This window comes from Roseobacter sp. HKCCA2468, assembly GCF_037805105.1.
In the GTDB taxonomy this organism is placed as follows: Bacteria; Pseudomonadota; Alphaproteobacteria; order Rhodobacterales; family Rhodobacteraceae; genus M30B80.
The window spans coordinates 203514-226761 of record NZ_JBBLYN010000003.1 but is presented as its reverse complement, the minus strand read 5'-3'; the positions used below and the strand labels follow the sequence as shown (position 1 = coordinate 226761).

Here is a 23248-nt window from a genome sequence, read left to right as displayed (position 1 = left end):
ATATGCGCGGGGCGTTACAATTCCACAATAAAACAACTATCTATGTGGCTGAGGGTATGCGGGGAAGGTTTCGTGTTTAACACACTCTCGGGACGATTTTTGATTTTGACCCTGTGCTTCGTAATGTTGGCAGAGGTTTTGATCTTCGTGCCATCGGTGGCCCGATTCCGTGAAGATTATCTTTTGTCGCGCCTTGAGAGGGCGCAAATTGCGTCACTGGCCCTTTTGGCGAATGATGGGATGGTTGATCCTGCGCTTGAGGATGAATTGCTGCGCAATGCAGATGTTTTAAACGTTGTGTTGCGGCGGGACGCGGTGCGGGAACTGGTGCTCGCTGCGCCGCAAATCCCACCTGTGGCCACCACCTATGATCTGCGCAATCCTCCATCCTTGGGTTTGATCCGCGATGCCATGATGCAGCTTTGGGATCAAACGGATCGCACAATCCGCGTGATTGGCGCGCCTGTGCGCGATGCGGGCCTTGAGATCGAGGTGACCATGCACAGCGCCCCCTTACGCGCCGCGATGGTCGAGTTTGGCCTACGGATCCTTGCCCTGTCGGCGGTGATTTCTGCCTTCACGGCGGCGCTTTTATTTTTCTCTGTGCGGTATTTCCTTGTGACACCGATGAACCGCGTGGTCGGGCAGGTGCGCGCCTATGCGGATGCCCCCGAAGATGCCCGCCGCATCATAACGCCAAGCGCGGGCTTGCATGAGTTGCGGGATGCCGAGGTCGCTTTGAACAAGATGCAGACCCAATTGACCGCCGCCCTGAAGCAGAAGGATCATCTTGCGCAGATGGGCGCGGCTGTGGCCAAAATCAGCCATGATTTGCGAAATATCCTGACCACAGCCAGTCTGATGGCAGATCGTTTGGAGGGCAGCGATGATCCTGCCGTGCAGCGCACCTCACCAAAGTTGCTGCAATCTTTGTCACGGGCGGTCAATCTTTGCGAAGGCACCTTGGCCTTTGGTCGTGCGCAAGAGCCACCGCCTGCCTTGGCGCGGGTAGATGCAGCGGGGCTGCTGCGCGATGTGGTCGAAAGTGAATCGCTTGGGCCAGATGCCGAGGCGATTGAATTCGATGTCTGTGTTGAAACAGGTTTGACCCTGCGCTGTGATGCTGAACAGATTTTCCGCGTGTTGAGCAACCTGATCCGCAACGCAAGGCAGGCCATTGCAGCACAAGGGGGGGTAGGCGTGATCCGTATCTCGGCCCAAGCTGCGCCAAATGAAGACGGGTGGGAAATTCGTATTCGCGACACGGGGCCGGGACTGCCAGAAAAGGCGCTAGAACATTTGTTCAAACCTTTCCAAGGCGGCGCGCGCAAAGGTGGCTCGGGTCTTGGCCTTGCCATAGCGGCGGAATTGGTGCGCGGGCATGGTGGCGCGCTGACTTTAGAATGCAGCACCTCTGAGGGAACTGAATTTAGAATTTGGCTGCCCTCGCAACCTTTGGGGTGAATTCGCCCTTGCGCTGCGGTGACATGGGCGTTAAGAGCCACCTCCACGCGCTGGTAGCTCAGTTGGATAGAGTACTTGACTACGAATCAAGGGGTCGGGGGTTCGAATCCTCCCCAGCGCGCCATTTTCCTTACATTTTAGGTGCGTTTGTCCGTGGTGTCTCGCCTCTGCGCTTGAGTTTCAGTGGCATGACGCCAATAGAGCTTTGGCTTAGGTTGTGAGTTCTGCGACAGGAATAAAGGGAAAGAATGTCCCGCAAGACCAAACGCCAAACCAGTCTGCACCGCTCGTGTTATGCGCCACGCCAAGATCGACAAGCCGATAAAAGCTCTTGCGATCGATAAGCGCCTCAAGGCCGCGGCGCACCATAACGTAAGGCGAAGGTTCCCCATCTGCGCTGCGTGTGAGGCGAATGGGGCTTTGGGCGCTGGCGCTGACGGTGTCGCCCACATTGGTTGTGAATTGCACCTCTTGCGCCGCGCCCTCGCCTCTCACAATAAAATCCTGCGCTACGAACGGGGCATCTTCGACCCGGATCCCCACCTTTTCTACGGGGGTCACGAGGAAATATTTATCCCCTTCCCGTTTCAGAATCGTTGAAAACAGGCGCACCATGCGCGGTCGCCCAATCGGGGTGCCGTTGTAAAACCATGTCCCGTCACGCCGAATTTCCATGTCGATATCGCCGCAAAAAGGTGGGTTCCATTGATCAACAGGGGGCAGTTTGCCTTGCTTTTGCGCATTGGTCGCGGCGGCCAATAGGGATTCAGGCGTCATGGTCACGATGTTTTGTCTCCTATGGGCTTTTGCCATTTGTGGTCGGCGCCATAGTTAGATTTACTAGCGAACAGGTTACGACCCCAACATAATCATTATGCGGAGCATTTCTATGGCTGAGCTTGAAAACCTGACATCCGAGATTGATCGGCTTGGTGCGCAGCTTGGTCAGGCGCGGGCAGAAATTTCCAAACGCATTATCGGTCAAGATCAAGTGGTCAGTCTGGCTTTGGCGGCGATGTTGTCAAACGGCCATGCCCTGCTGATGGGGTTGCCGGGTTTGGGGAAAACACGGCTTGTCGACACGATGGCCCAAGTCATGGGTCTGCGTGCCAATCGGGTGCAATTTACCCCTGACCTGATGCCCGCCGATATTCTGGGGTCCGAAGTTTTGGATACAGGCCCCGATGGGCAGCGCAGCTTTCGCTTTTTGGAGGGGCCTGTATTTTGTCAGCTGTTGATGGCCGATGAGATCAACCGCGCCAGCCCGCGCACGCAAAGCGCCCTCCTGCAAGCGATGCAGGAGCGAGAGGTCACAATCGCAGGTGCTGCACGCCCATTGCCCGCCCCATTTTTGGTTCTGGCCACGCAGAACCCGATTGAACAAGAGGGCACATATCCATTGCCTGAGGCGCAGCTTGATCGCTTTTTGTTGCGCATTGATGTGACCTATCCTGATCGCGCGGCGGAGCGGGACATATTGATTGCGACAACGGGCCCAAGTGAGGCGGCAACAGCGCAAGTTTTTGCCGAAGCCGATTTGATTGCGGCACAAAATTTGGTGCGCCACATGCCCGTAGGGGATCGGATTTGTGACATGATCCTTGATCTGGTGCGCGGATGTCGCCCTGACCCTGCGGCTGATCCCGCGCGGATCGCGGCGCATTTGGCTTGGGGTGCGGGGCCGCGTGCTGCGCAGGCCTTGATGGTTTCGGTGCGCGCACGGGCGTTGATGGAGGGGCGATATGCGCCTTCTGTCGAGGATATTCGCGCTATGGCCCCTGCGGTTTTGATCCACCGCATGGCGCTTGGTTTTGCCGCGCGGGCCCAAGGCCATGATCTGGCCGCTCTCTTGGCCCGCGAAATTGATCTTGTTTTGGATCACGCAGCCTAAATGCCCCCGCGCGCCTCGCATAGTGATCCAACCGATCTCTTGCGCCTCCGCGCTGATGCGGCTGCCCATGCGGCACGTTTGCCCGCGTTGTTGGTTGCTGCAGAGCATTTGGCGTCCAGCCTGCATTTGGGGGATCATGGCCGCCGCCGCGCAGGCGGGGGGGATGAGTTTTGGCAATATCGACATGTCCAAGCAGGGGACAGCGCCACAGCGATTGATTGGCGCAGGTCGGGGCGAGGGGATGGATATTACGCCCGCCAAACCGAATGGCAGGCTGCGCAAAGCCTACTGATATGGTCTGACCCTGCAGCGTCTATGCGGTATAGCTCTCTCTCGGATCCAATGGCGCAAAAACGGATGCGCGCGGATGTGATTGCGTTGGCCTTGGCCGAATTGGTGTTGCGCGCGGGTGAACGGGTCGGGTGGTTAAATAGCCAGACCCCGCCGCGTGCAGGGGTCACACAGCGCGAAGCTTTGGCGCGCGATTTGCTTGCCCCAAAATCAGGCACGGTCACGGCGCAGACTATACCCAAAGGCGCAAAGATCGTGATCCTGTCCGATTTTCTGCGGGGGACGGATGAATTGGCCATGGTTCTGCGCAAGGCGACCGAGGCGCGCGCGCGCGGGGTCATTCTTCATCTTATGGATCCCGCTGAAATGGCCTTCCCTTTTGCGGGGCGTGTTTTGTTCCAAGATCATCCCGCAGGGCCCGAGTTCGAGACGCAAGCGGCAGATGCATTGCGTGATAAGTATCAAGCGCGGTTAGACGCCCATCGTGCCAATCTGATGACCGTGGCACAGCGCCATGGATGGCCCTTCTTCACTCATGTAACCGACCACCCTGCCAGTGTGGCGTTGATGTCTCTCTATCAGGCTTTGTCAGAGGCGCGGCAATGATTGGGGCGCTTGGATTTTCGGCGGCATGGGTCTTGGCGGCTTTGGCGGTGTTGCCCGCCCTTTGGTGGCTGTTGCGCGTTGTGCCGCCGCAGCCAAGGCGCGTTTACTTCCCCGCGCTGATCTTTTTGCTGGGATTGACCGATAAAGAAAATGACAGTGCCAAAACCCCGTGGTGGCTGTTGATGCTACGCCTTATGGCGGCAGGGTTTTTAATCTTGGCGTTGTCTGGCCCCGTGGTGAACCCGCCTCCGTCTGAGGGGGATGAAACGCCACAAGCTCCTTTGGTGATTTTGCGCGATGGGGGTTGGGCAAGCGCGCTTGATTGGTCTGCAGAACAACAGGCCATCGAGGCCAATTTGCGCGCCGCCATCCGCGATGGGCGTGCTGCTGTCGTCATTAGCCTGACGGAGCAGCCTCAGGCTTCGCTTGAGGCGCTGCTGACCTCTGGGGATGAGCAAATCATGCGGTTGTCTGCGATGCGTCCCGCACCCTTCGCGCCCGATTATGCCGCTTGGTCAGATTGGTTCGCAGAGCAATCCATCCTCTTTGACGGGCTTTGGTTTTCAGACGGCTTGGCGCATGGCAGTGAACGCGCGGGCTTAGCTGAGCTTTTGGCGGCGCGGGCGGCGCGGCTGCGCGTGATCGAAACGGGTGACAATCTTTTGCGGATGGTCGCCCTTGCCCCGCTTGAGCAAGGCGGGGATGGTGTCACACTCAGGCTCTTGCGCGCGCAATGGCCCGCGTTGCCAACGGCGCGTTATATCGTGCAAGGGTTTGGGCCTGATCCATCAGGCGTGCCGCGCGTGTTGGTTGAGGCTGAAGCGGTCTTTGAAGAGGGGGCTGTAGAGGCCAACCTTGCCCTTACCCTGCCGCCCGAATTGCGCAATCGCCTGACCCGCTTTGAGGTGGCGGGACAACCGCAGGCGGCTGCGCGTTTATTGATTGATGACAGTCTCGCACGGCGCGAGATCGGGTTGGTTGCGTCAAATGCCCCTCAGGAGGGGCAGGCCTTACTTTCCCCCTTCCATTATCTGCGCGAGGCGCTGTCCCCGAATGTCGATCTTATCGAGGGCGGTTTGGCCGAGATTTTGCCCGCAAATCCTGATGTGATCATTTTGGTTGATGTGACCCGTTTGCCTGAAACAGAACAATCTGATTTGACGGCATGGGTGGAACAAGGCGGCCTGTTACTGCGCTTTCCTGGGCCACGAATGGCCGCATTGTCACCTGCCGAGATGCAAGCCGACGCATTGATGCCCGTGCAACTGCGCCAAGGTGGGCGTGCTTTGGGCGGGGCGATGTCATGGGCCGATCCGCGCAAGCTAAACCCTTTCCCAGAGACATCCCCCTTTTTTGGCCTGGCCATTCCTGATGAGGTTACGGTCAGCCAACAGGTTTTGGCGCAGCCAGGCCCAGATTTGGCGGCGCGCAGTTTGGCCGCCTTGGAAGATGGCACGCCATTGGTCACGCAAATGACACGGGGGGCAGGGCGTGTCGTCTTGTTCCATGTGACCGCCAATGCAGAATGGTCAAACCTGCCTCTGTCGGGTCTGTTTGTGCAGATGTTGGAACGGCTCTCAGTCTCTACCCGCCCGATCAGCGCGGAGGGCAAAGATTACACAGGGCTTAGCTTTGTTTCCGCGCAAGTGTTGGACGGGTTTGGTGCGCTTTATGATGCGCAGGGCGAAATCACAGTTGCAGGTGAAGATTTGCAAAGCGGGGCACTATCGGCCGATATGCCGCCAGGCCTGTATCAGACCACCACGGGTCGCGTGGCGCTAAATGTGATTAAATCTGCGCAGGATCTGACCTTGGCAGATTGGCCTGAAAATGTGTCGGTCATACGGGGGCTGAGCGCCCCACCAACGCCCCTTGCGCCTTGGTTGTTCCTGTTGGCGCTGATTGCGCTTGCCGCAGATATGATTGGCAGCTTGGCTGTTACGGGGCGGCTGCCTGTGCGGGCCAAAGCCGCGCTTTTTGCGGTGGTCTTGATGGCGCCCTTTGCACCCAGTGACGCGCAAACCCTAACGCCCGAAGACATGTTTGGCCTGATGGCTACCGAAGATTTGCGCTTAGCATATGTCGTTACGGGCGATGATGCGGTGGACGAGATTTCGCGCGCAGGGCTTCAGGGTTTGTCCGATACGCTTTGGGCGCGCACCACGATTGAGCCGAGCCCACCCGTAGGTGTGGAGTTGACGCGCGATGAGTTGGCGTTTTTCCCGCTCCTGTATTGGCCCGTGACAGAAGGCCAAAACCGCCCTTCTGATGATGTTTATCAGCGCCTCAATGCCTATTTGCGCGGTGGGGGCATGATTGTTTTCGATACAAGAGATGGGGATCTTGGCGGCATTGGTGGCGCAACGCCCGCTGCACGCCGTTTGCAGGATTTGGCGCAGGGCTTAGACATTCCGCCCCTCGCGCCAATCCCAGAGGATCATGTTTTGACCCGCGCCTTCTATTTATTGGCCGATTTCCCAGGGCGCTATACATCGCGCGATATTTGGGTTGAGGCGGCCCCACCCGAACCTGACCCTGCCGAGGGCATGCCCTTTCGCGCGCTCAATGATGGGGTGAGCCCCGTGATTATTGGTGGCAATGACTGGGCTGCGGCATGGGCGGTCGATGGGGCAGGTCGCCCACTCTTGCCCATTGGGCGCGGATATGCCGGTGAACGGCAACGCGAAATTGCGCTGCGGTTTGGGGTCAATCTTGTCATGCATGTCTTGTCAGGAAATTACAAATCCGACCAAGTCCATGTGCCAGCCTTGCTGCAAAGATTGGGGAATTAAGGGATGGGTATGATGATCCTATTCGATCCTTATCTCCCTCCCATGGTCGTGGCTGTTGTGGCGGCTGTGTTGTTGGTGATCACGGGCTATGCTGCACTGCGCGGCCTGCGCGGGTGGCCCTATCGTGCCGTTGCGGCGATGGTTGCACTTGTGGCGCTGATGCGCCCAATCTGGCAGGAGGAAACCCGCGCCCCCCTGGCCGATATCGCCCTCGTGGTGGTGGATCAATCGGCATCGCAAGGCTTGGCTGATCGCCCCGCCCAAACCGAAGCCGCGCTTGCCGCCCTTGTCGCAGAATTAGAGACAAAAGGGGTCGAGGTTGAACTGCGCTATGTGGCCGATGCGGATGGCAATCAAGGAACGCAGCTTTTGTCTGCCTTAAGCGGGCTTGCCGCGGAATTACCCCAAGAGCGCATTGCTGGCGCATTTTTGCTGACAGATGGGCAAGTGCATGATCTGGACGCAATGCCCACAGCGATTGGCCCCGTTCACGCGCTGATCACGGGGCAGGCAGATGATTGGGATCGCGCCCTTCAAATTGAAACTGCCCCCGCCTATGGCATTTTGGGCGAAGATGTAAAAATCGCATTGCGTGTCAGTGATTTCGGCCCCCTCCCTGATGGGGTGGATGCGCGCCAGACCGAGGTGATTTATTCGATTGACGGGAACGAGCCACAGCGCGCGATTGTGCCCGTTGGGCAGCCGCTTGAATTAACATTGAACCTCGCCCATGCGGGGCGGAACGTTGTGCGCTTTGCGGTGCCTGTGCAGGCGGGGGAATTAACCCCGCGCAACAATGTCGCTTATGCGCAGGTCAATGGGGTGCGGGATCGTTTGTCGGTGTTGCTTGTGTCAGGCGAGCCACATATGGGCCAAAGGACATGGCGCAATTTGTTGAAATCTGACCCTGCGGTGGATTTGGTGCATTTTACCATTCTGCGCCCCCCTGAAAAGCGCGACAATGTTCCTGTGTCGGAATTGTCCTTGATTGCCTTTCCCACTCGTGAGCTGTTCATGGATCAAATTGATGATTTCGATTTGATCATCTTTGATCGGTATCAACGGCGCGGGATATTGCCCCTGATCTATCTTGAAAATGTGGCGCGCTATGTCCGCGATGGCGGCGCGGTTTTGGTGGCGGCAGGCCCCGATTTTGCGGGCGCAGGGTCGCTGTATCGCTCACCTTTGGCCGATATTCTGCCCGCCGAGCCGACCGCGCGCGTGTTTGAAGAACCATATGTGCCGCATCTTTCCCGCCTTGGTGCGCGTCACCCTGTGACGCGGGGTCTTGAGGCGGCGCATTTGCCCATTGCAGGATCAGATCAGCCATGGGGGCGGTGGTTCCGGCAAGTTGAGGTTGCCCCAAACGCGGGCGATGTCGTGCTTGAGGGGGTAGGTGATGCGCCGCTTTTGATCTTGGATCGCGTGGGTGAGGGCCGTGTCGCGCTCTTGGCCTCGGATCATGCATGGCTGTGGGATCGGGGATACGAGGGCGGTGGCCCACAATTAGAGCTTTTGCGCCGTCTGGCCCATTGGATGATGAAAGAGCCAGATCTTGAGGAGGAGGCGCTAAGCGCCGAAGCCGATGGTCGCGAGATGCGCATCATTCGTCAAACGATGGGGGCGGGTGTTGCCTCAGTCATTGTGACAGCGCCAGATGGGGAAGACATCACCGTGCCATTGCGTGAGGCGGCCGAAGGCATGTTTGAAGGCAGCTATCTTGCCCCCGAAGATGGGCTTTACCGCGTAAGCGATCCAAATGCGGCAGATTTGTCAGATATCGTTGTGGGCATTGGCCCTGCCAACCCGCGCGAATTTAACGAGGTTATAGCGACAGGCGATCTTCTTCGTCCTCACCTAGAGGCAACGGGCGGGGCGGTGTTTTTCCTCCGCGATGCTCTGCCTGATCTGCGTCTTGTGCCCGAATGGCGCGGTGCAGTGGGGCGCGGTTGGATGGGGCTTTATGCCCGTGATGCCTTTGTTACACAGGATGTGCGCGCCCGACCGCTTGTTCCTGTTTGGGTGTATCTGATCGCAGGTTTGGCTGCGCTTGCCGCCGCATGGCTGCGCGAAGGGCGCTTTAGAAGGGCTTAAAGACCACCACGATCAAAACGGCGATGGCGCCAAACACGCTGACCTCATTAAAGACCCGCAGGTAAAAATCGCTTTCGCGGAACTCGCCTTTTAGGGCGCGCAGGATCAAGCGACCCGTCCAGGCGTAATGCGCGCCAAGCAGGCTGACGAGGCCCAGTTTCACCCAGACCCAAGGCGCGAAATTCCAAAACCACCCAAGCCATAGCCCAGTGGCAATCGCAATCACACCAAGCCCTAGCGAAAAGCGGTAAATGCGAATCGTCAGATCGCCTGTTGGTCCAAATTCACCAAGCCGCGCATATTCCCGTTTCCAAAAGATAATGGCGCGGGGGACGGCAAAAATACCAGTCATCCAGCCCATGACGCAAAGAATATGTATGACTTTGACCCAATCCATGCTGCCTTGCTGCCTGTTTTGTTATGTTTCGTCTATGGGCAATTCGGTCGCGCATGGCTTTTGCTTGCGCAATCCTTCAAATTGGTCTAGAAATCTTACCAATACCGCAGGGAGGGCTGATTATGGAAATGCCAAAACCAAACCCCGCCATTTTGGCCAAGCGCACGCGGATCATTTCGCGGTTGCGCGATGTGCTTCCCCATGATGCGGTTATTGATGATCCGCATGAAACGCGGGCTTATGAATGTGACGCTTTGACGGCCTATCGCTGCCCGCCTTTGGCGGCGGTGTTGCCCCAGTCCACGGCTGAAGTCTCTGAGGTGCTGCGCATTTGCCACGAGGAGGGTGTGCCCGTTGTTCCGCGTGGTTCTGGCACCTCGCTTGCGGGCGGGGCCTTGCCTACGGCCGATAGCGTCATTTTGGGGGTGGCGCGCCTGACACAGGTGTTGGAAACCGATTATGACAATCGATTCATCCGTGTGCAGACAGGGCGCACCAATCTCAGCGTGACGGGCGCTGTTGAGGCGAATGATTTTTTCTACGCCCCCGATCCATCAAGCCAATTGGCCTGTGCGATTGCGGGGAATATCGGGATGAATTCTGGCGGTGCGCATTGCCTGAAATATGGGGTGACGACCAATAACTTATTGGGCGTCACGATGGTGATGATGGATGGCACAGTCGTTGAGATTGGTGGCGCGCATTTGGATGCGGGCGGCCTTGATCTTTTGGGCGTGATTTGCGGCAGCGAAGGACAGCTTGGCGTAGTCACGGAGGCCACTTTGCGTATCCTCCGCAAACCCGAAGGTGCGCGCCCCGTATTGATGGGATTTGACAGCAATGAGGTCGCAGGGGAATGCGTCTCTGATATTATCAAGGCGGGCGTTCTGCCTGTGGCAATCGAATTCATGGATCGACCCTGTATCGAGGCGACCGAGGCCTTTGCCAAGGCGGGCTACCCGATGTGCGAGGCCTTGTTGATTGTCGAGGTCGAAGGATCTGAAGCGGAAATCCGCGAACAATTGGATGTGATCCTTGACATTGCCTCGCGCCACAATCCCGTGGAATTGCGCGAGGCGGCAGATGCCGATCAGGCCGCACGCATTTGGTTGGGCCGAAAATCCGCCTTCGGTGCGATGGGTCAGATCAATGATTATATGTGCCTTGACGGCACGATCCCCGTCTCAAGCTTGCCTTACGTTCTGCGCCGCATCGGCGAGATGAGCAAGGAATACGGACTTGGCGTTGCCAATGTCTTTCATGCAGGGGATGGCAATATGCACCCGTTGATCCTGTTTGATGCCAACAAACCAGGCGATCTGGAACTGTGCGAGGCTTTTGGCGCGGATATCCTCAAGCTCTGTGTTGAGGTGGGCGGTTGCCTGACGGGCGAACATGGGGTGGGCATTGAAAAGCGTGATTTAATGCTGACGCAGTATACCCCAACAGACCTCGAAGCGCAGCTTTGGGTGAAGGATGTGTTCGACCCCAAATGGCTCTTGAACCCTGCAAAGGTGTTTCCGCTTTCGGTCACTGAATCTCGCCGCGATCACGCTGCCTAAGCATAATTTCATCCCCCGATCTCGCTCTTGGGGGCCTACCTTACGAAAGGGGCGTTGCGCTATGTTGCAACCGAAATCCGAGGCTGAATTGGCCGATTGTCTCGCCGCAGCAAAACATCCCATGGCGATCCGTGGTGGTGGCACCCGCCCGATTGGCCGCGCGGTTGCGGGCGAAGTTTTGTCAACGGCGGCCTTGACGGGGATCACGCTTTACGAACCGGGTGCGCTGACCTTGGTCGCGCAAGCTGGCACGCCCTTGGCCGAAATTGAGGCCGTGCTTCATGCCGAGAACCAGCGCCTGCCCTTCGAGCCGATGGATCATCGCGCGCTTTTGGGCACAAACGGCACGCCCACAATCGGTGGGGTGGTTGCTGGCAATGTTTCGGGGCCGCGCCGCATTCAAGCGGGCGCCGCGCGTGACAGCTTGATTGGCGTGCGTTTTGTTGATGGGGCGGGAACCGTCATCAAGAATGGCGGTCGCGTGATGAAAAACGTTACGGGCTATGACCTCGTGAAACTGATGGCAGGCAGTTACGGCACGCTTGGGGTTCTGTCCGAAGTCTCCTTCAAGCTTCTTCCTGAAGTCGAAACCTGCGCCTGCCTGATCCTTGAGGGGCTGTCGGATCAGTCCGCCGTGGCCGCGCTGTCGCGCGCCCTAGCCTCACCCTATGAGGTAACAGGGGCCGCGCATACCGCCAATCGTGGTGGCAGGTCGCGCACCATGCTGCGTCTTGAAGGCTTTGCCAAAAGCGTGGCCTATCGCACAGATGCCCTACGCGGCGTTCTTGCCGAGTTCGGAGAAGTGGAGGTGATATCTGATCCCGATCTGGTGCGGCAGATGTGGAAAGATCAACGCGATGTGACTGCGTTTGCGGGGCAAACGGGCGATGTCTGGCGCATCTCGTGCAAACCCAGTGACGGGCCTACAATCGGCGCGAAAATCAAGGGCGAAGTGATCTATGACTGGGGCGGCGGTCTCATTTGGGCCTTGGTTGGCGAAGGGCATGATCTGCGCAAGACCCTTGGTGCATTTGGTGGCCATGCCACGCTGATCCGTGCATCTGAGGCCACGCATGCGCGCATCCCGACCTTCCACCCTGAGCCTGCGCCTTTGGCGGCGCTGTCAGATGGGTTGCGCCGCAAATTCGACCCAAAAGGAATATTGAACACAGGGCTGATGGCCACGGCCATGCCCGCCGCATAAGGAAGGGCGTGTTTCGCCATGCAGACGACATTCACCCCAGAACAGCTTGCTGATCCCGCCACTGCGCGCTCGAACGAGATTTTGCGCGCCTGTGTCCATTGCGGATTTTGCACGGCCACTTGTCCAACCTATCAAGTGTTGGGCGATGAATTAGACAGTCCGCGTGGGCGGATTTACCTGATCAAGGATATGCTTGAATCTGGGCGCCCAGCAGACGCAAAGACCGTCAAACATATTGACCGCTGCTTGTCCTGTTTGGCCTGCATGACCACCTGCCCTTCGGGGGTGCATTACATGCATTTGGTCGACCACGCCCGCGCCCATATTGAGCGCACCTATAAGCGCCCCTTTATGGATCGTGTTCTGCGCTTTGCCTTGGCGAAAATTCTGCCCTATCCGACACGGTTTCGCCTTGCACTTTTGGGGGCGAAGATTGGGCAGCCTTTTGCCTTTTTGATGCCTGATGCGCGGCTCAAGGCGATGTTGAACATGGTGCCTGCGCAAATCCCGCCCGTTAGTCGCAATGATGATGCACAAAGTTTTGCGCCGCATGGCGCGCGCAAAATGCGGGTTGCTTTGATGACGGGATGCGCACAACGGGCGCTGAATACGGATATCAATGATGCCACAATTCGCCTGTTGCGCCGTTTGGGCTGCGAGGTGGTTGTGGCCGAAGGTGCAGGCTGCTGTGGGGCCTTGACCCATCACATGGGCCGCGAGACGGAATCGCATGCCTTTGCGGCAGCCAATATCAAAGCATGGATGCGCGAGGCGCGCGGCGAAGGATTGGACGCGATTGTGATCAACACGTCTGGCTGTGGAACCACAGTCAAGGATTACGGACATATGTTCCGCAATGATCCTTTGGCGGAAGATGCTGCAACCATATCAGGTCTTGCGATGGATATTTCGGAGCTTCTGCAAAAGCTGGACTTGTCTGCCGCCAAAGCCCCTGAAGATTTGAACGTGGCCTATCATGCGGCCTGTTCGCTGCAACATGGGCAAAAGGTGAAAACCGCGCCGAAGGATTTGCTCAGAGCCGCGGGGTTCACGGTACTTGAACCTGCCGACAGTCACCTATGCTGTGGATCGGCAGGCACATATAACCTCATGCAGCCTGAAATCTCGGGCAAGCTTAAGGCGCGCAAAATCCGCACGCTTGAGGCCCTGCAGCCCGATGTGATTGCTGCGGGCAATATCGGCTGCATGATGCAAATTGGGTCAGGCACAGGGCATCCTGTGGTGCATACGGTCGAGTTGCTTGATTGGGCCACGGGTGGGCCGAAGCCGCCTGCGATGTCGCGCGCAGCGCAGGAAATCCCTGTGCCAATCTTGCGCTAAATCCCAGTTTCAAGGGTCTTGAAACCCGAACAGCTGCTTCCAATATCAGAGAGGTCGGTGCCGCCAAGCGGGCCGACCTGAACCTTTGTTGGCGTGTCTCATGGTGTAGAGCGCCACGAAAACCTTGGTATCGCTTCTGATGGAGGATGTCCTATGCGAAACTACGACCTAACCCCCCTATACCGCGCCACTGTCGGCTTTGATCGTATGGCTGATTTGTTAGACAGCCTGCTGACGCAGGAAACGGGCGCGAACAGCTATCCCCCCTATAATATCGAAAAAACCGATGAGAATACCTATCGTATCTCTATCGCTGTTGCGGGTTTTTCCGAGGCTGAATTGCGTGTTGAGCAACGCGAGACGGAACTGGTCATCGCGGCCCGCAAAGAGAAAGACGACACCGCCCGCACCTATTTGCACCGTGGCATTGCGACCCGCGCTTTTGAGAAGCGGTTCCAATTGGCCGATCATGTGCGCGTGACCCAAGCCAGCCATGAGAACGGCATGTTGCATGTCGATCTCTTGCGTGAGGTGCCAGAGGCAAAAAAACCGCGTCAGATTGCCATCACATCTGGCAAGGCATCCAAACAAACACCCGCACTTGAAGTGACGGATGTAGAGGTCTGAGACAGACCTTCAGACACCCCTGCGCGCGGGCCCTCCCTTGCGCGCGCAGGCGGTGATCGGTGGCAGGACTGGGCGTGGCCCTAGAACCATTGCCCCGGTTCCATCAGGCCCAAATCCATCAATTGCTGACTAGACCATTGGAACCGCTTTGAGCGGTGCCAGCGAAAATCCCCGATATCATAGCGAGATCCTGCATTGCTGCGCAGTGCTTTGGCTACGCGAAACGAACAGATGGTTGCGGTAATGGAATGGTGCCATTGGCACGCAAAAGTGTTCATTTCCTCGTCACTGAGGCGATGATCTTCGAACATTTGCAGCCCTTCCTTCGCCCGAAAGAAACCGATCCGATCAATGCGCCGCCGTTCTTTGGGAACATGTTCCTCAAAGCGCCAGCGCAAGCCGCCAAAAAAATCATGTTGGCGATCCTTGGCGCGGCCCGTTTCATCACGGCGCGCATCGGCAAAATACCCTGCACTGTCGAGCATGGCATGATCTAGGTTCACGGCATTTGGTGCGATGTTCAGGTCTTGTGCGTAGAGATCAATCACATAGGTCAGCGCGCAGTCGCGGCGTTCTTCCGCGATGAAGGCTGCCATTTCTCCCACAGTGCGATCCTCGCAGAACGGGTAAAAGAAATATTCAGCGTTATAGCAGTAATGAATCCATTCATTTGGCACGAGAGGGATCAGCGCATTCACAAGACTGGCAGCGGCATCTGAGCGGCGGGTTTGCGCGCGAATAATCGAAACAGTGTTTGGGGCGTGCCCCTCTGTCTCGGGTGAGATGTCCAAACCAGTGGGGGCTGCGATGAACACATGGCGAAACCCCAATTGCATCAAATGAGACAGTGTCGAGGCCAATTCAACCCGATCCTCTGCAATCAAAATTGCAAACGGCCCCTTGCCAAACCCGCCCCGCGGCAGGCGGCGAAATTCGGCCAAAGATGCATAGTCTTTGATCTGCATATGCGGTTTATTCCGACCAATTCTGAAATTTTTGTAACCCAACCCCAATTTGCGGGGCTTTGTGGTCTATTGCAATGGGTCACATGCGTTGATGTGCGCCCCCTGTTGGGCTAAATGACCCTGTGCTGCGATCTGCGAAAAAGGCCCCGTGCAATGACTGAACCCAAAAAGCTATTCGTGAAAACCTATGGCTGCCAGATGAATGTCTATGACAGCGAGCGTATGGCAGAGGCGCTGTCTGGTCAGGGCTATGAGCAGGTCGGCAGTGCGGAAGAAGCGGATATGATCCTGCTGAACACGTGCCACATTCGCGAGAAAGCATCGGAAAAGATCTACTCGGAATTGGGCCGCCTGAAACCTTTGCGTGATGAGAACCCCAATCTGAAAATCGGTGTTGCGGGCTGTGTCGCGCAGGCCGAAGGCGAAGAGATTATGCGCCGTCAACCGATTGTGGACTTGGTCGTTGGCCCGCAGACCTATCACCGCCTTCCTGCCATGATGCGCGCGGTTGAGGCAGGGGAAAAGGCCCTTGATACGGATTTCCCCGAAGAAGATAAGTTTCTGCATCTGCCAAAAGATCGCCGCGCCAAGCGCGGGCCTTGTGCGTTTTTGACGGTGCAGGAAGGCTGCGACAAATTCTGTGCGTTTTGCGTTGTGCCCTATACCCGCGGCGCTGAGGTCAGTCGCCCCGTTGCGCGCATTTTGGGGGAGGCGCGCGATCTGGTCGAACGTGGCGTGCGCGAAATCACGCTTTTGGGGCAAAATGTGAATGCCTATCATGGGCAAGATGAGGATGGGCGTGAATGGGGGCTGGCGCGCCTGATCCGTGAATTGGCGAAAATCGAAGATTTGGCGCGTATCCGTTTTACCACATCGCACCCCAATGACATGGAAGATGACCTGATCGCGGCTTTTGGCGATTGTGACAAGCTGATGCCCTATCTTCATTTGCCTGTGCAATCGGGGTCTGATCGTATTCTCAAAGCGATGAACCGCAAACATACCGCGCAGGACTATCTCGACCTGATCGCACGCATCCGTGACGCGCGCCCTGATTTGTTGCTGTCAGGGGATTTCATCGTGGGCTTCCCCGGCGAGACAGATGAAGATTTTGCGCAAACGATGGATTTGGTGCGCAAAGTGAATTACGGGCAGGCTTATTCGTTCAAATATTCCGCGCGTCCCGGCACGCCCGCGGCCGAGCGTGCAGATGTTGCGCCTGAGATTGCAGATGCCCGTTTGCAAGAATTGCAGGCGCTTTTGACCGAACAGCAAAGGGCGGCTCAAGATGGAATGGTGGGGCGCGAAATGCCAGTTCTGTTTGAAAAGCATGGGCGCCAAGAGGGGCAATTGATTGGAAAATCGGGCTATTTGCATTCGGTTCATGCTATCGCGCCTGCTGAATTAATTGGTCAAGTGGCAATGGTTCGAATCATTAAGTCTGCCACCAATTCCTTGACAGGCGCGTTGGTATAGTCTGCGGATGCCTGGGGTGGCCTTCGGCGGGTAGGATGCCCCAACAGGAACAATTTCTCACAATTTGTTGAGATTGTTTATCAATTTATATCTAAATATTGATATATTTTTCTTTCCGAAGCGAAATTGCTCGGATATTCTCTCGAATAATCGCGCTGTTAACCATTCTTCCGCATTTTAGCGGGATGGTCGCAGGGAAAGAATTTTGAGATTGGGCGTGCTTTTGAACAGCTTTATCCAACATGGAATGGCACATGCCGTGCGGTTTTTGGCGATTGGGCTGCTTGCCTTTGTGCCACAATTCGCGGAGGCGCAGAGTGGGGCTATTTCTGGCCGCGTGCAGCCGGGGATCTGGATTGATCCTGACGGCTGTATGCATTGGGTCGCCGATGGCGGTCTTGAGGGCTACATGGAGGGACGTGTGAATCCCCAAACGGGGATGCCTGTCTGCATGCGCGTCAACACCTGCGCAATGACGAATAGCGATGTTCTTTTCGCGACAGACAGCGCGCATTTGACCGCAAATGGTCGCGCGCAGTTGGAACAGTTTTTCCGCTCGGCGGGTGCGTTTGCCTATGCGATTTATGGGCATACTGATGCGCGCGCCTCAGATGAATACAATATCCGCCTCTCGCAGGCCCGTGCCGAATCGGTGGCCAATGTGGCGCGCGGTGTTGGGGCGCGCGTGGCGCGTGAAATTGGCTATGGCGAACGCCGACCAATTGCGCCCAATGACAGCACCTCCAATATGCAGCGCAACCGCCGCGTTGAAATCGTATGTTACATATGAAGGGGGCCATGATGCGTCAGCGATATTTGGCGATTGCCCTAATTGGGGCGGCTACAGTTTTGTCGGGCTGTTCAGGCCTAGACCGCCCAATTGCGAGTAATCGTGATCGCGGTTTTGACGCAAAAGACCTTAGCCAATTACAGGCCGCCATCTATGTCGACCCTGATGGTTGCCACATTTGGATGATTGACGATGGCGCGGAAGGGTATTGGTCGCGCCGCCGTGATCCTGTGTCTGGCTTGCCTGTTTGCACGGCTGTTGCGCCGCCAAATTCAGTTGTTGGTGACTACGCCACGGGTGGGGTTGTGCCTGATATTCGCTCCGCTGGTTTGTTCTAGGCGCAAAAATCGGTCATCTGTCGCCTAGATATGTGAAATTTTCGTGCATCTCACACTAGCTATTGATTTGGCTGCGAGGGCTTGGCACTCTCAACTCAGGAATCTTCTCTGAGCGAAGGAGAGTATGTTGGCATTGTCCACGTTGAGCGCACCCGCCACCCCTAAATCTGGCCCCCCTGCGGATTTGCAGCTGAGCTTTCCTGACAATCGCCTTCTGATCGACCTTTGTGGAGAATTCGACCGAAATCTCACGCAAATTGAAACAACGCTATCGGTGCAGATCATTCGCCGTGGCAACCAATTGGCCGTGCATGGCGAGGCGCGGGAGCGCGCGGCCGAAGTTTTGGGCAGTCTTTATGCGCGATTAGAGGCAGGAAAATCAGTAGAGGCCGAAGATGTCGAGGGCGCAATCCGTATGCGTGGCTCTGTTGAGGGGACGGGCGTTCGCGCAGGTGACCAGATTGAAATGTTTGGTGCATCCTCGTTGGAAATCGGCACCCGCAAGAAAACGGTCGAGCCCCGCACCGATGCGCAAAAAGCCTATGTTCAAAACTTGCTAAAAAACGAACTGGCCTTTGGGATTGGCCCTGCGGGAACGGGAAAAACCTATTTGGCGGTTGCTGTCGCGGTGAACCGCTTGATCAATGGCCATGTGGATCGGATCATCTTGTCGCGCCCCGCCGTAGAAGCGGGCGAGCGTCTGGGATTCTTGCCTGGGGATATGAAGGATAAGGTCGATCCCTATATGCAGCCCCTTTATGATGCGCTGCATGATTTTCTGCCTGGTCGACAACTGCAGAAATTAATGGAAGAAAAAACCATTGAAATTGCACCTTTGGCGTTCATGCGGGGGCGGACATTGGCCAATGCCTATGTGGTTTTGGACGAAGCCCAAAACGCAACCACAATGCAAATGAAGATGTTCTTGACCCGTCTGGGACGCGGCAGCCGCATGGTTATCACGGGTGATCGCAGTCAGGTTGATTTGCCGCGCGGCGTGAATTCTGGCCTTGCCGAGGCCGAACGCATTTTGGGTGCTGTCTCAGGGATCAGCTTTAACTATTTCACCGCAAAAGATGTGGTGCGTCATCCGATGGTCGCCAAGATTATCGAAGCCTATGACGCCGATGAGGTTAAAGGTTAGGCGCAAGGCGCATGGAAATTGACATTCTGATCGAAACCCCTGCGTGGCAGGCCTGTGACATTGAAGATGTCACTGCGCGCGCGGCAGACGGCATCTGTGCCGAGCTTGGGCTTGATCCTGCGCGGTTTGCAGTTTCGGTTTTGGCCTGTGACGATAGCCGCATCGCAACCCTAAACAGCGATTTTCGCGGCAAGCCGACACCGACCAATGTGTTGTCTTGGCCCGCAGAAGAGATTGACCTGCCCCTCGGTCAAATGCCCCAATTGCCGACCCCCGCCGCGGATGGCCCACCACATGAATTGGGCGATATTGCAGTCGCCTATGAGACTTGCGCCCGCGAGGCGGAGGAGCAGGGCAAAGATTTTGATGATCATTTGACCCATTTGATGGTTCATTCGATCCTTCATTTGTTGGGATTTGATCATATAAATGACCCCGATGCCACGGTGATGGAAAGTTTAGAGACACGCATCCTTGCCAGACTGGGGGTTGCTGACCCATATTAGGGCGGATGGCACAAGTTTTGTCAGTGTAACCTTGGAAAGGGGCTATGAGCTCAAATCCCGAACCCTCGTCTATCGCGGCGCAAAGCGCGCCCCTTGATGACGAGCCTCTGCCGCAAAGGCAAAGTTTCTTCTCCCGTCTTTTTGGGTCTAGCCCATCAGACCCCGATCATGCAGATCATGCCGATGGCGAAAGCCTGAGCCACCCTGCAAGCGAGGGTAAATCCTTTGCGCAATTTGGCATGTCCAATCTCCGCCGTTTGCGGGTCGAGGATGTGTCGATCCCGCGTGTCGAGATAACGGCGGTGCCCGCTGATATCAGCCTTGACGATCTCATCGCGGTGTTTCGCGAAAGCGGCAATACGCGCCTGCCAGTTTACGATGGCACCCTCGATAGCCCCATCGGCCTCGTCCATTTGAAAGACGTTGCTTTAGGCCATGGCTTTCACAAGTCGGACGGTAATTTCGATTTGCGCTCTATGCTGCGGCCCTTGCTTTATGCGCCGCCCTCCATGCCGATTGGGGTGCTTCTGCAAAAAATGCAGACCGAGCGCACCCATATGGCTTTGGTGATTGACGAATATGGCGGTGTCGATGGTTTGGTGACGATCGAAGATTTGATCGAACAGGTCATCGGTGAGATTGAAGATGAGCATGATGTCGAAGAAGACAGCCCATGGAGCCATGAGAAATCAGGCGCTTATCTCGCCCTTGCCCGCGCCCCATTAGACGAGTTTGAAGCCGAGATTGGGATCAAACTGCTGGACACTGACGAAGATGAGGAAATAGACACCCTTGGTGGTTTGGTGTTCAAACTGACGGGGCGTATTCCCGCGCGCGGGGAAATCGTTCCGCACCCTTCTGGTGCCGAGTTTGAGGTTGTCGATGCCGATGCGCGGCGGATCAAACGGTTGCGTGTGCGATTGCCCAAAGGTGACGCTGCGTGATCATGACACGGCTGCGCGATCCGCGTCTGTTGGCATTTTGCGCAGGTTTCGGCGCGGCTCTGGGCATTGCGCCGTTTAACATACTCATCGCGACCCCGTTGGGATTGGGCGCTTTGATCTATCTCTTGGCCCAATCACCAACCCCCAAGGCCGCGGCGGTTTCCGCGTTTTGGGGGGGATTGGGCTACTTCATCCTTGCGCTGCATTGGATTGTCGAGCCCTTCATGGTCTATGCGGCGCAAGAGGGGTGGATGGCCCCTTTTGCGATTTTGGGCTTATCAGGTGGGTTGGCCCTGTTTTTCGCACTGCCCGTCTGGGCGATCTGCGCCTTGGCCCGTCCCCAAAGCCGTGCGGCCCGCATCATGGCGATTGTTCTGGCGCTGTCATTTGGGGAATATCTGCGCGCCTATATCCTGACGGGGTTTCCTTGGGCAATGTTTGGCCACGCCATGATTGGCACCAATTTACGGATTTTGGCGGGGGTCATCGGTGCGCATGGGATGGGCCTCCTGTTGCTCAGTGCTGCAGGTCTTTTGGCCCATTTTGCAATTAATGGGGCGTGGCGTCACGCTGGGGGGCTGTTGGGTGGCATTGTGGCGCTTTGGGTGTTCATGCCAGTCTTTCCCGCGCCACAGGCGGCCCCAGATGCGCCGCTCATCCGCATCATTCAACCCAATGCTGCACAAGACCTTAAATGGCGACCCGAGATGAAGCCGTTTTTTCAAGATCGGATTCTTGATCTCACCGCTCTGCCCGTCCGTGAGGCAGGGGGCGCACGGCCTGATTTGGTGCTTTATCCCGAAACGGTTTTAACTTCGCTCTTGGAGAATACCGAAACCATCCGCCAAGATCTCGCCTCTGCTGCCGGCGGTGGCCTGTTGTTTTTGGGCGCACAACGTCTTGAGGGGGAGGTTGCCTATAACTCCCTTGCCTTGGTGGATCAAACTGGCGCAGTGACCGCAACCTATGATAAGCATCATTTGGTGCCTTTCGGGGAATATATGCCCTTGCAATCGCTTGCGCGCGAGATGGGGTTACACGGGCTCGCAAATCGCATGGGTCTAAGTTTCTCGCGCGGGTCAGGGCCTCAGGTCTTTGACCTCGGCGCAGATCTTGGAACGGTGTTCCCGATGGTCTGTTACGAGGCGATTTTCCCGCATTATATCACGGATGTGCCGCGCCCTGATTGGATGTTCCATGCCACCAATGATGCGTGGTTTGGTCAGTTTTCAGGCCCGTACCAGCATTTGGCCCTGCTTCAGCTGCGCGCAGCGGAGCAAGGTTTGCCCGTTTTGCGCGCCGCCAATACAGGGGTCAGCGCCGTGATTGATGCGCGTGGCGAAATCGTGTCTGCTTTGGGAATGGGAGAGATGGGTGTGATTGATGCCGCCTTGCCCCCATCCTTACCCCCGACCCTTTATGCGCGGTTTGGGGATGGGGCCTATGGGGTGATGCTTTTGGGGCTCTTGGGCGCATTTTTGCGCAAGCGGCGTGTTGATATGGTTGATCTCACCCGCACTTGAAGATAAAGCGGCGCAATCTTGGCCCCACAACGGCTTCCTGACGTGGCGGCTTTAACCCCAATGGAGCACTTATCATGTCCCGTAAGCACTATGTTTTCACCTCCGAATCCGTTTCGGAAGGTCACCCTGATAAAGTATGCGATCGTATCTCTGATGCGGTCTTGGACGCGTTTTTGTCGGAAGAACCCGAAGCGCGCGTTGCTTGCGAGACTTTCGCCACGACCAATCGCGTTGTGATCGGCGGCGAGGTTGGTTTGTCCGACCAAGATAAGCTGCGCGACTACATGGGCCGTATCGAAGATATCGCCCGCGCGTGTATCCGCGACATTGGGTATGAGCAGGACAAATTCCATTGGAAAACCTGTGAGATCACCAACCTCTTGCACGAGCAATCCGCCCATATCGCACAAGGCGTGAACGCCGCAGAGGATAAAGACGAGGGTGCAGGCGACCAAGGGATCATGTTTGGCTTTGCCACCAATGAAACCCCTGATCTGATGCCCGCCCCGATCCAATACTCCCATGCGATCCTGCGCCGTTTGGCTGAGGCACGCAAATCGGGCGCGGCCCCGCAGCTTGGGCCAGATGCGAAATCGCAGCTTTCTGTGCGCTACGAGGATGGCAAGCCAGTTGAAATCACGTCCTTGGTTCTGTCGACACAGCATTTGGACGAAAGCATGACCTCTGCTGATGTGCGGGACTTGGTCGAGCCATATATCCGCGAAGTGCTGCCCGAGGGGTGGCTGACTGCCGCCACAGAATGGCACGTTAACCCAACGGGTAAATTCGTCATTGGTGGCCCCGATGGCGATGCGGGCCTCACAGGTCGCAAGATCATCGTAGACACCTATGGTGGCGCGGCCCCACATGGCGGCGGTGCGTTTTCGGGCAAAGATCCGACCAAGGTGGATCGCTCAGCCGCCTATGCGGCGCGTTATTTGGCGAAAAACGTGGTGGCTGCGGGTCTTGCAGATCGCTGCACTATTCAGCTGTCCTATGCGATTGGCGTGGCCAAGCCTTTGTCGATCTATGCCGACACACATGGCACGGGCAATGTCGATGAGGCCGCGATTGAGCGCGCCGTGGCGCAGGCGATGAACCTGACCCCACGCGGCATTCGCCTGCATTTGGGTTTGAATAAGCCAATCTTCCAGCGCACTGCGGCCTATGGCCATTTTGGCCGCGCCCCCGAGGCAGATGGTGGCTTCTCGTGGGAGCGCACTGATCTGGTCGATGCGATCAAATCCGCGCTCTAATTTGAACCTTGCACATGGAGTATGGCCCTGACTGATT

The 23248-nt window shown here is 56.8% G+C and carries 20 protein-coding genes, 1 tRNA gene and 1 riboswitch; of the genes, 18 read left to right on the top strand and 3 right to left on the bottom strand.

Annotated elements, in window-relative coordinates; translation table 11 throughout:
- Positions 1-72: 72 nt before the first annotated feature.
- Both AAC620_RS09695 and AAC620_RS09690 read left to right on the top strand, forming a co-directional pair.
- Entirely contained in the window at positions 73-1464 is a 1392-nt protein-coding gene (locus AAC620_RS09695) for a sensor histidine kinase (protein WP_340244593.1), read from the top strand.
- Between the two features lie 47 nt (positions 1465-1511).
- A tRNA-Arg gene (locus tag AAC620_RS09690) sits at positions 1512-1588 on the top strand.
- A gap of 86 nt (positions 1589-1674) precedes the next feature.
- On the opposite strand, the gene AAC620_RS09685 is transcribed toward AAC620_RS09690, so the two are convergent.
- On the bottom strand, positions 1675-2241 hold the full coding sequence (locus tag AAC620_RS09685; protein ID WP_340244591.1) for a DUF1285 domain-containing protein: 567 nt from the start codon (positions 2239-2241) through the stop codon (positions 1675-1677).
- A 112-nt stretch (positions 2242-2353) separates the two neighbouring features.
- On the opposite strand from AAC620_RS09685, the gene AAC620_RS09680 reads away from it, so the two are divergent.
- The 4 genes from AAC620_RS09680 to AAC620_RS09665 are packed head-to-tail and all read left to right on the top strand — an operon-like array spanning position 2354 to position 9138.
- On the top strand, positions 2354-3355 hold the full coding sequence (locus tag AAC620_RS09680) for an AAA family ATPase (RefSeq protein WP_340244589.1): 1002 nt from the start codon (positions 2354-2356) through the stop codon (positions 3353-3355).
- Positions 3356-4252 carry a DUF58 domain-containing protein gene (locus AAC620_RS09675; protein WP_340244587.1) on the top strand — a complete coding sequence of 299 codons (897 nt, stop codon included), beginning with the start codon at positions 3356-3358 and terminating at the stop codon, positions 4250-4252.
- Positions 4249-7044, top strand: a complete 2796-nt coding sequence (locus tag AAC620_RS09670; RefSeq protein ID WP_340244585.1) for a DUF4159 domain-containing protein — start codon at positions 4249-4251, stop codon at positions 7042-7044. The genes AAC620_RS09675 and AAC620_RS09670 overlap by 4 nt, the downstream gene beginning before the upstream one ends.
- 3 nt (positions 7045-7047) lie before the next feature.
- Positions 7048-9138 (top strand): hypothetical protein, encoded by a 2091-nt coding sequence (locus AAC620_RS09665; RefSeq protein WP_340244583.1) that lies wholly within the window; start codon positions 7048-7050, stop codon positions 9136-9138.
- On the opposite strand, the gene AAC620_RS09660 is transcribed toward AAC620_RS09665, so the two are convergent.
- Positions 9125-9535 (bottom strand): CopD family protein, encoded by a 411-nt coding sequence (locus tag AAC620_RS09660; protein WP_340244581.1) that lies wholly within the window; start codon positions 9533-9535, stop codon positions 9125-9127. The two genes, AAC620_RS09665 and AAC620_RS09660, sit on opposite strands and share 14 nt — an antisense overlap.
- Positions 9536-9657: 122 nt before the next feature.
- On the opposite strand from AAC620_RS09660, the gene AAC620_RS09655 reads away from it, so the two are divergent.
- The 4 genes from AAC620_RS09655 to AAC620_RS09640 all read left to right on the top strand — a co-directional run bounded on the left by AAC620_RS09655 (position 9658) and on the right by AAC620_RS09640 (position 14269).
- Complete coding sequence (locus AAC620_RS09655) at positions 9658-11097, top strand: FAD-linked oxidase C-terminal domain-containing protein (RefSeq protein ID WP_340244579.1); 1440 nt, start codon at positions 9658-9660, stop codon at positions 11095-11097.
- A gap of 64 nt (positions 11098-11161) precedes the next feature.
- Positions 11162-12301: an FAD-binding protein gene (locus AAC620_RS09650; RefSeq protein ID WP_340244666.1), complete on the top strand. Its 1140-nt coding sequence runs from the start codon at positions 11162-11164 to the stop codon at positions 12299-12301.
- 18 nt (positions 12302-12319) lie between these two features.
- Positions 12320-13642, top strand: a complete 1323-nt coding sequence (gene glcF, locus AAC620_RS09645) for a glycolate oxidase subunit GlcF (protein ID WP_340244577.1) — start codon at positions 12320-12322, stop codon at positions 13640-13642.
- Positions 13643-13795: 153 nt separating this feature from the next.
- Positions 13796-14269, top strand: coding sequence for an Hsp20 family protein (locus AAC620_RS09640; protein ID WP_340244575.1), 474 nt, complete (start codon positions 13796-13798; stop codon positions 14267-14269).
- Positions 14270-14349: 80 nt separating this feature from the next.
- Here AAC620_RS09640 and AAC620_RS09635 read toward each other — a convergent pair whose 3' ends face one another.
- Positions 14350-15234 carry a hypothetical protein gene (locus AAC620_RS09635; RefSeq protein ID WP_340244574.1) on the bottom strand — a complete coding sequence of 295 codons (885 nt, stop codon included), beginning with the start codon at positions 15232-15234 and terminating at the stop codon, positions 14350-14352.
- A 153-nt stretch (positions 15235-15387) separates the two neighbouring features.
- Here AAC620_RS09635 and miaB point away from each other — a divergent pair, with 153 nt between their 5' ends.
- The 8 genes from miaB (at position 15388) to metK (ending at position 23211) form a co-directional block, all read left to right on the top strand.
- A complete protein-coding gene (gene miaB, locus AAC620_RS09630; RefSeq protein WP_340244573.1) occupies positions 15388-16710 on the top strand; it encodes a tRNA (N6-isopentenyl adenosine(37)-C2)-methylthiotransferase MiaB in 1323 nt (440 codons plus the stop codon).
- A gap of 247 nt (positions 16711-16957) precedes the next feature.
- Entirely contained in the window at positions 16958-17500 is a 543-nt protein-coding gene (locus tag AAC620_RS09625; protein WP_340244572.1) for an OmpA family protein, read from the top strand.
- Positions 17501-17511: 11 nt separating this feature from the next.
- Positions 17512-17838, top strand: coding sequence for a hypothetical protein (locus tag AAC620_RS09620; protein WP_340244571.1), 327 nt, complete (start codon positions 17512-17514; stop codon positions 17836-17838).
- 124 nt (positions 17839-17962) lie between these two features.
- Positions 17963-18982, top strand: coding sequence for a PhoH family protein (locus AAC620_RS09615; protein WP_317655747.1), 1020 nt, complete (start codon positions 17963-17965; stop codon positions 18980-18982).
- Between the two features lie 11 nt (positions 18983-18993).
- Entirely contained in the window at positions 18994-19488 is a 495-nt protein-coding gene (gene ybeY / locus AAC620_RS09610) for an rRNA maturation RNase YbeY (RefSeq protein ID WP_340244568.1), read from the top strand.
- 44 nt (positions 19489-19532) lie between these two features.
- Positions 19533-20432, top strand: a complete 900-nt coding sequence (locus AAC620_RS09605; protein ID WP_340244566.1) for a hemolysin family protein — start codon at positions 19533-19535, stop codon at positions 20430-20432.
- A 2-nt stretch (positions 20433-20434) separates the two neighbouring features.
- Positions 20435-21955, top strand: coding sequence for an apolipoprotein N-acyltransferase (gene lnt / locus AAC620_RS09600; RefSeq protein ID WP_340244564.1), 1521 nt, complete (start codon positions 20435-20437; stop codon positions 21953-21955).
- Positions 21956-21973: 18 nt separating this feature from the next.
- Positions 21974-22023, top strand: a riboswitch (SAM-SAH riboswitch).
- Between the two features lie 6 nt (positions 22024-22029).
- The gene (gene metK, locus AAC620_RS09595) at positions 22030-23211 is read left to right on the top strand and encodes a methionine adenosyltransferase (protein ID WP_317655744.1); all 1182 of its coding nucleotides are present in this window, start codon (positions 22030-22032) and stop codon (positions 23209-23211) included.
- The last annotated feature ends 37 nt before the right edge of the window (positions 23212-23248 follow it).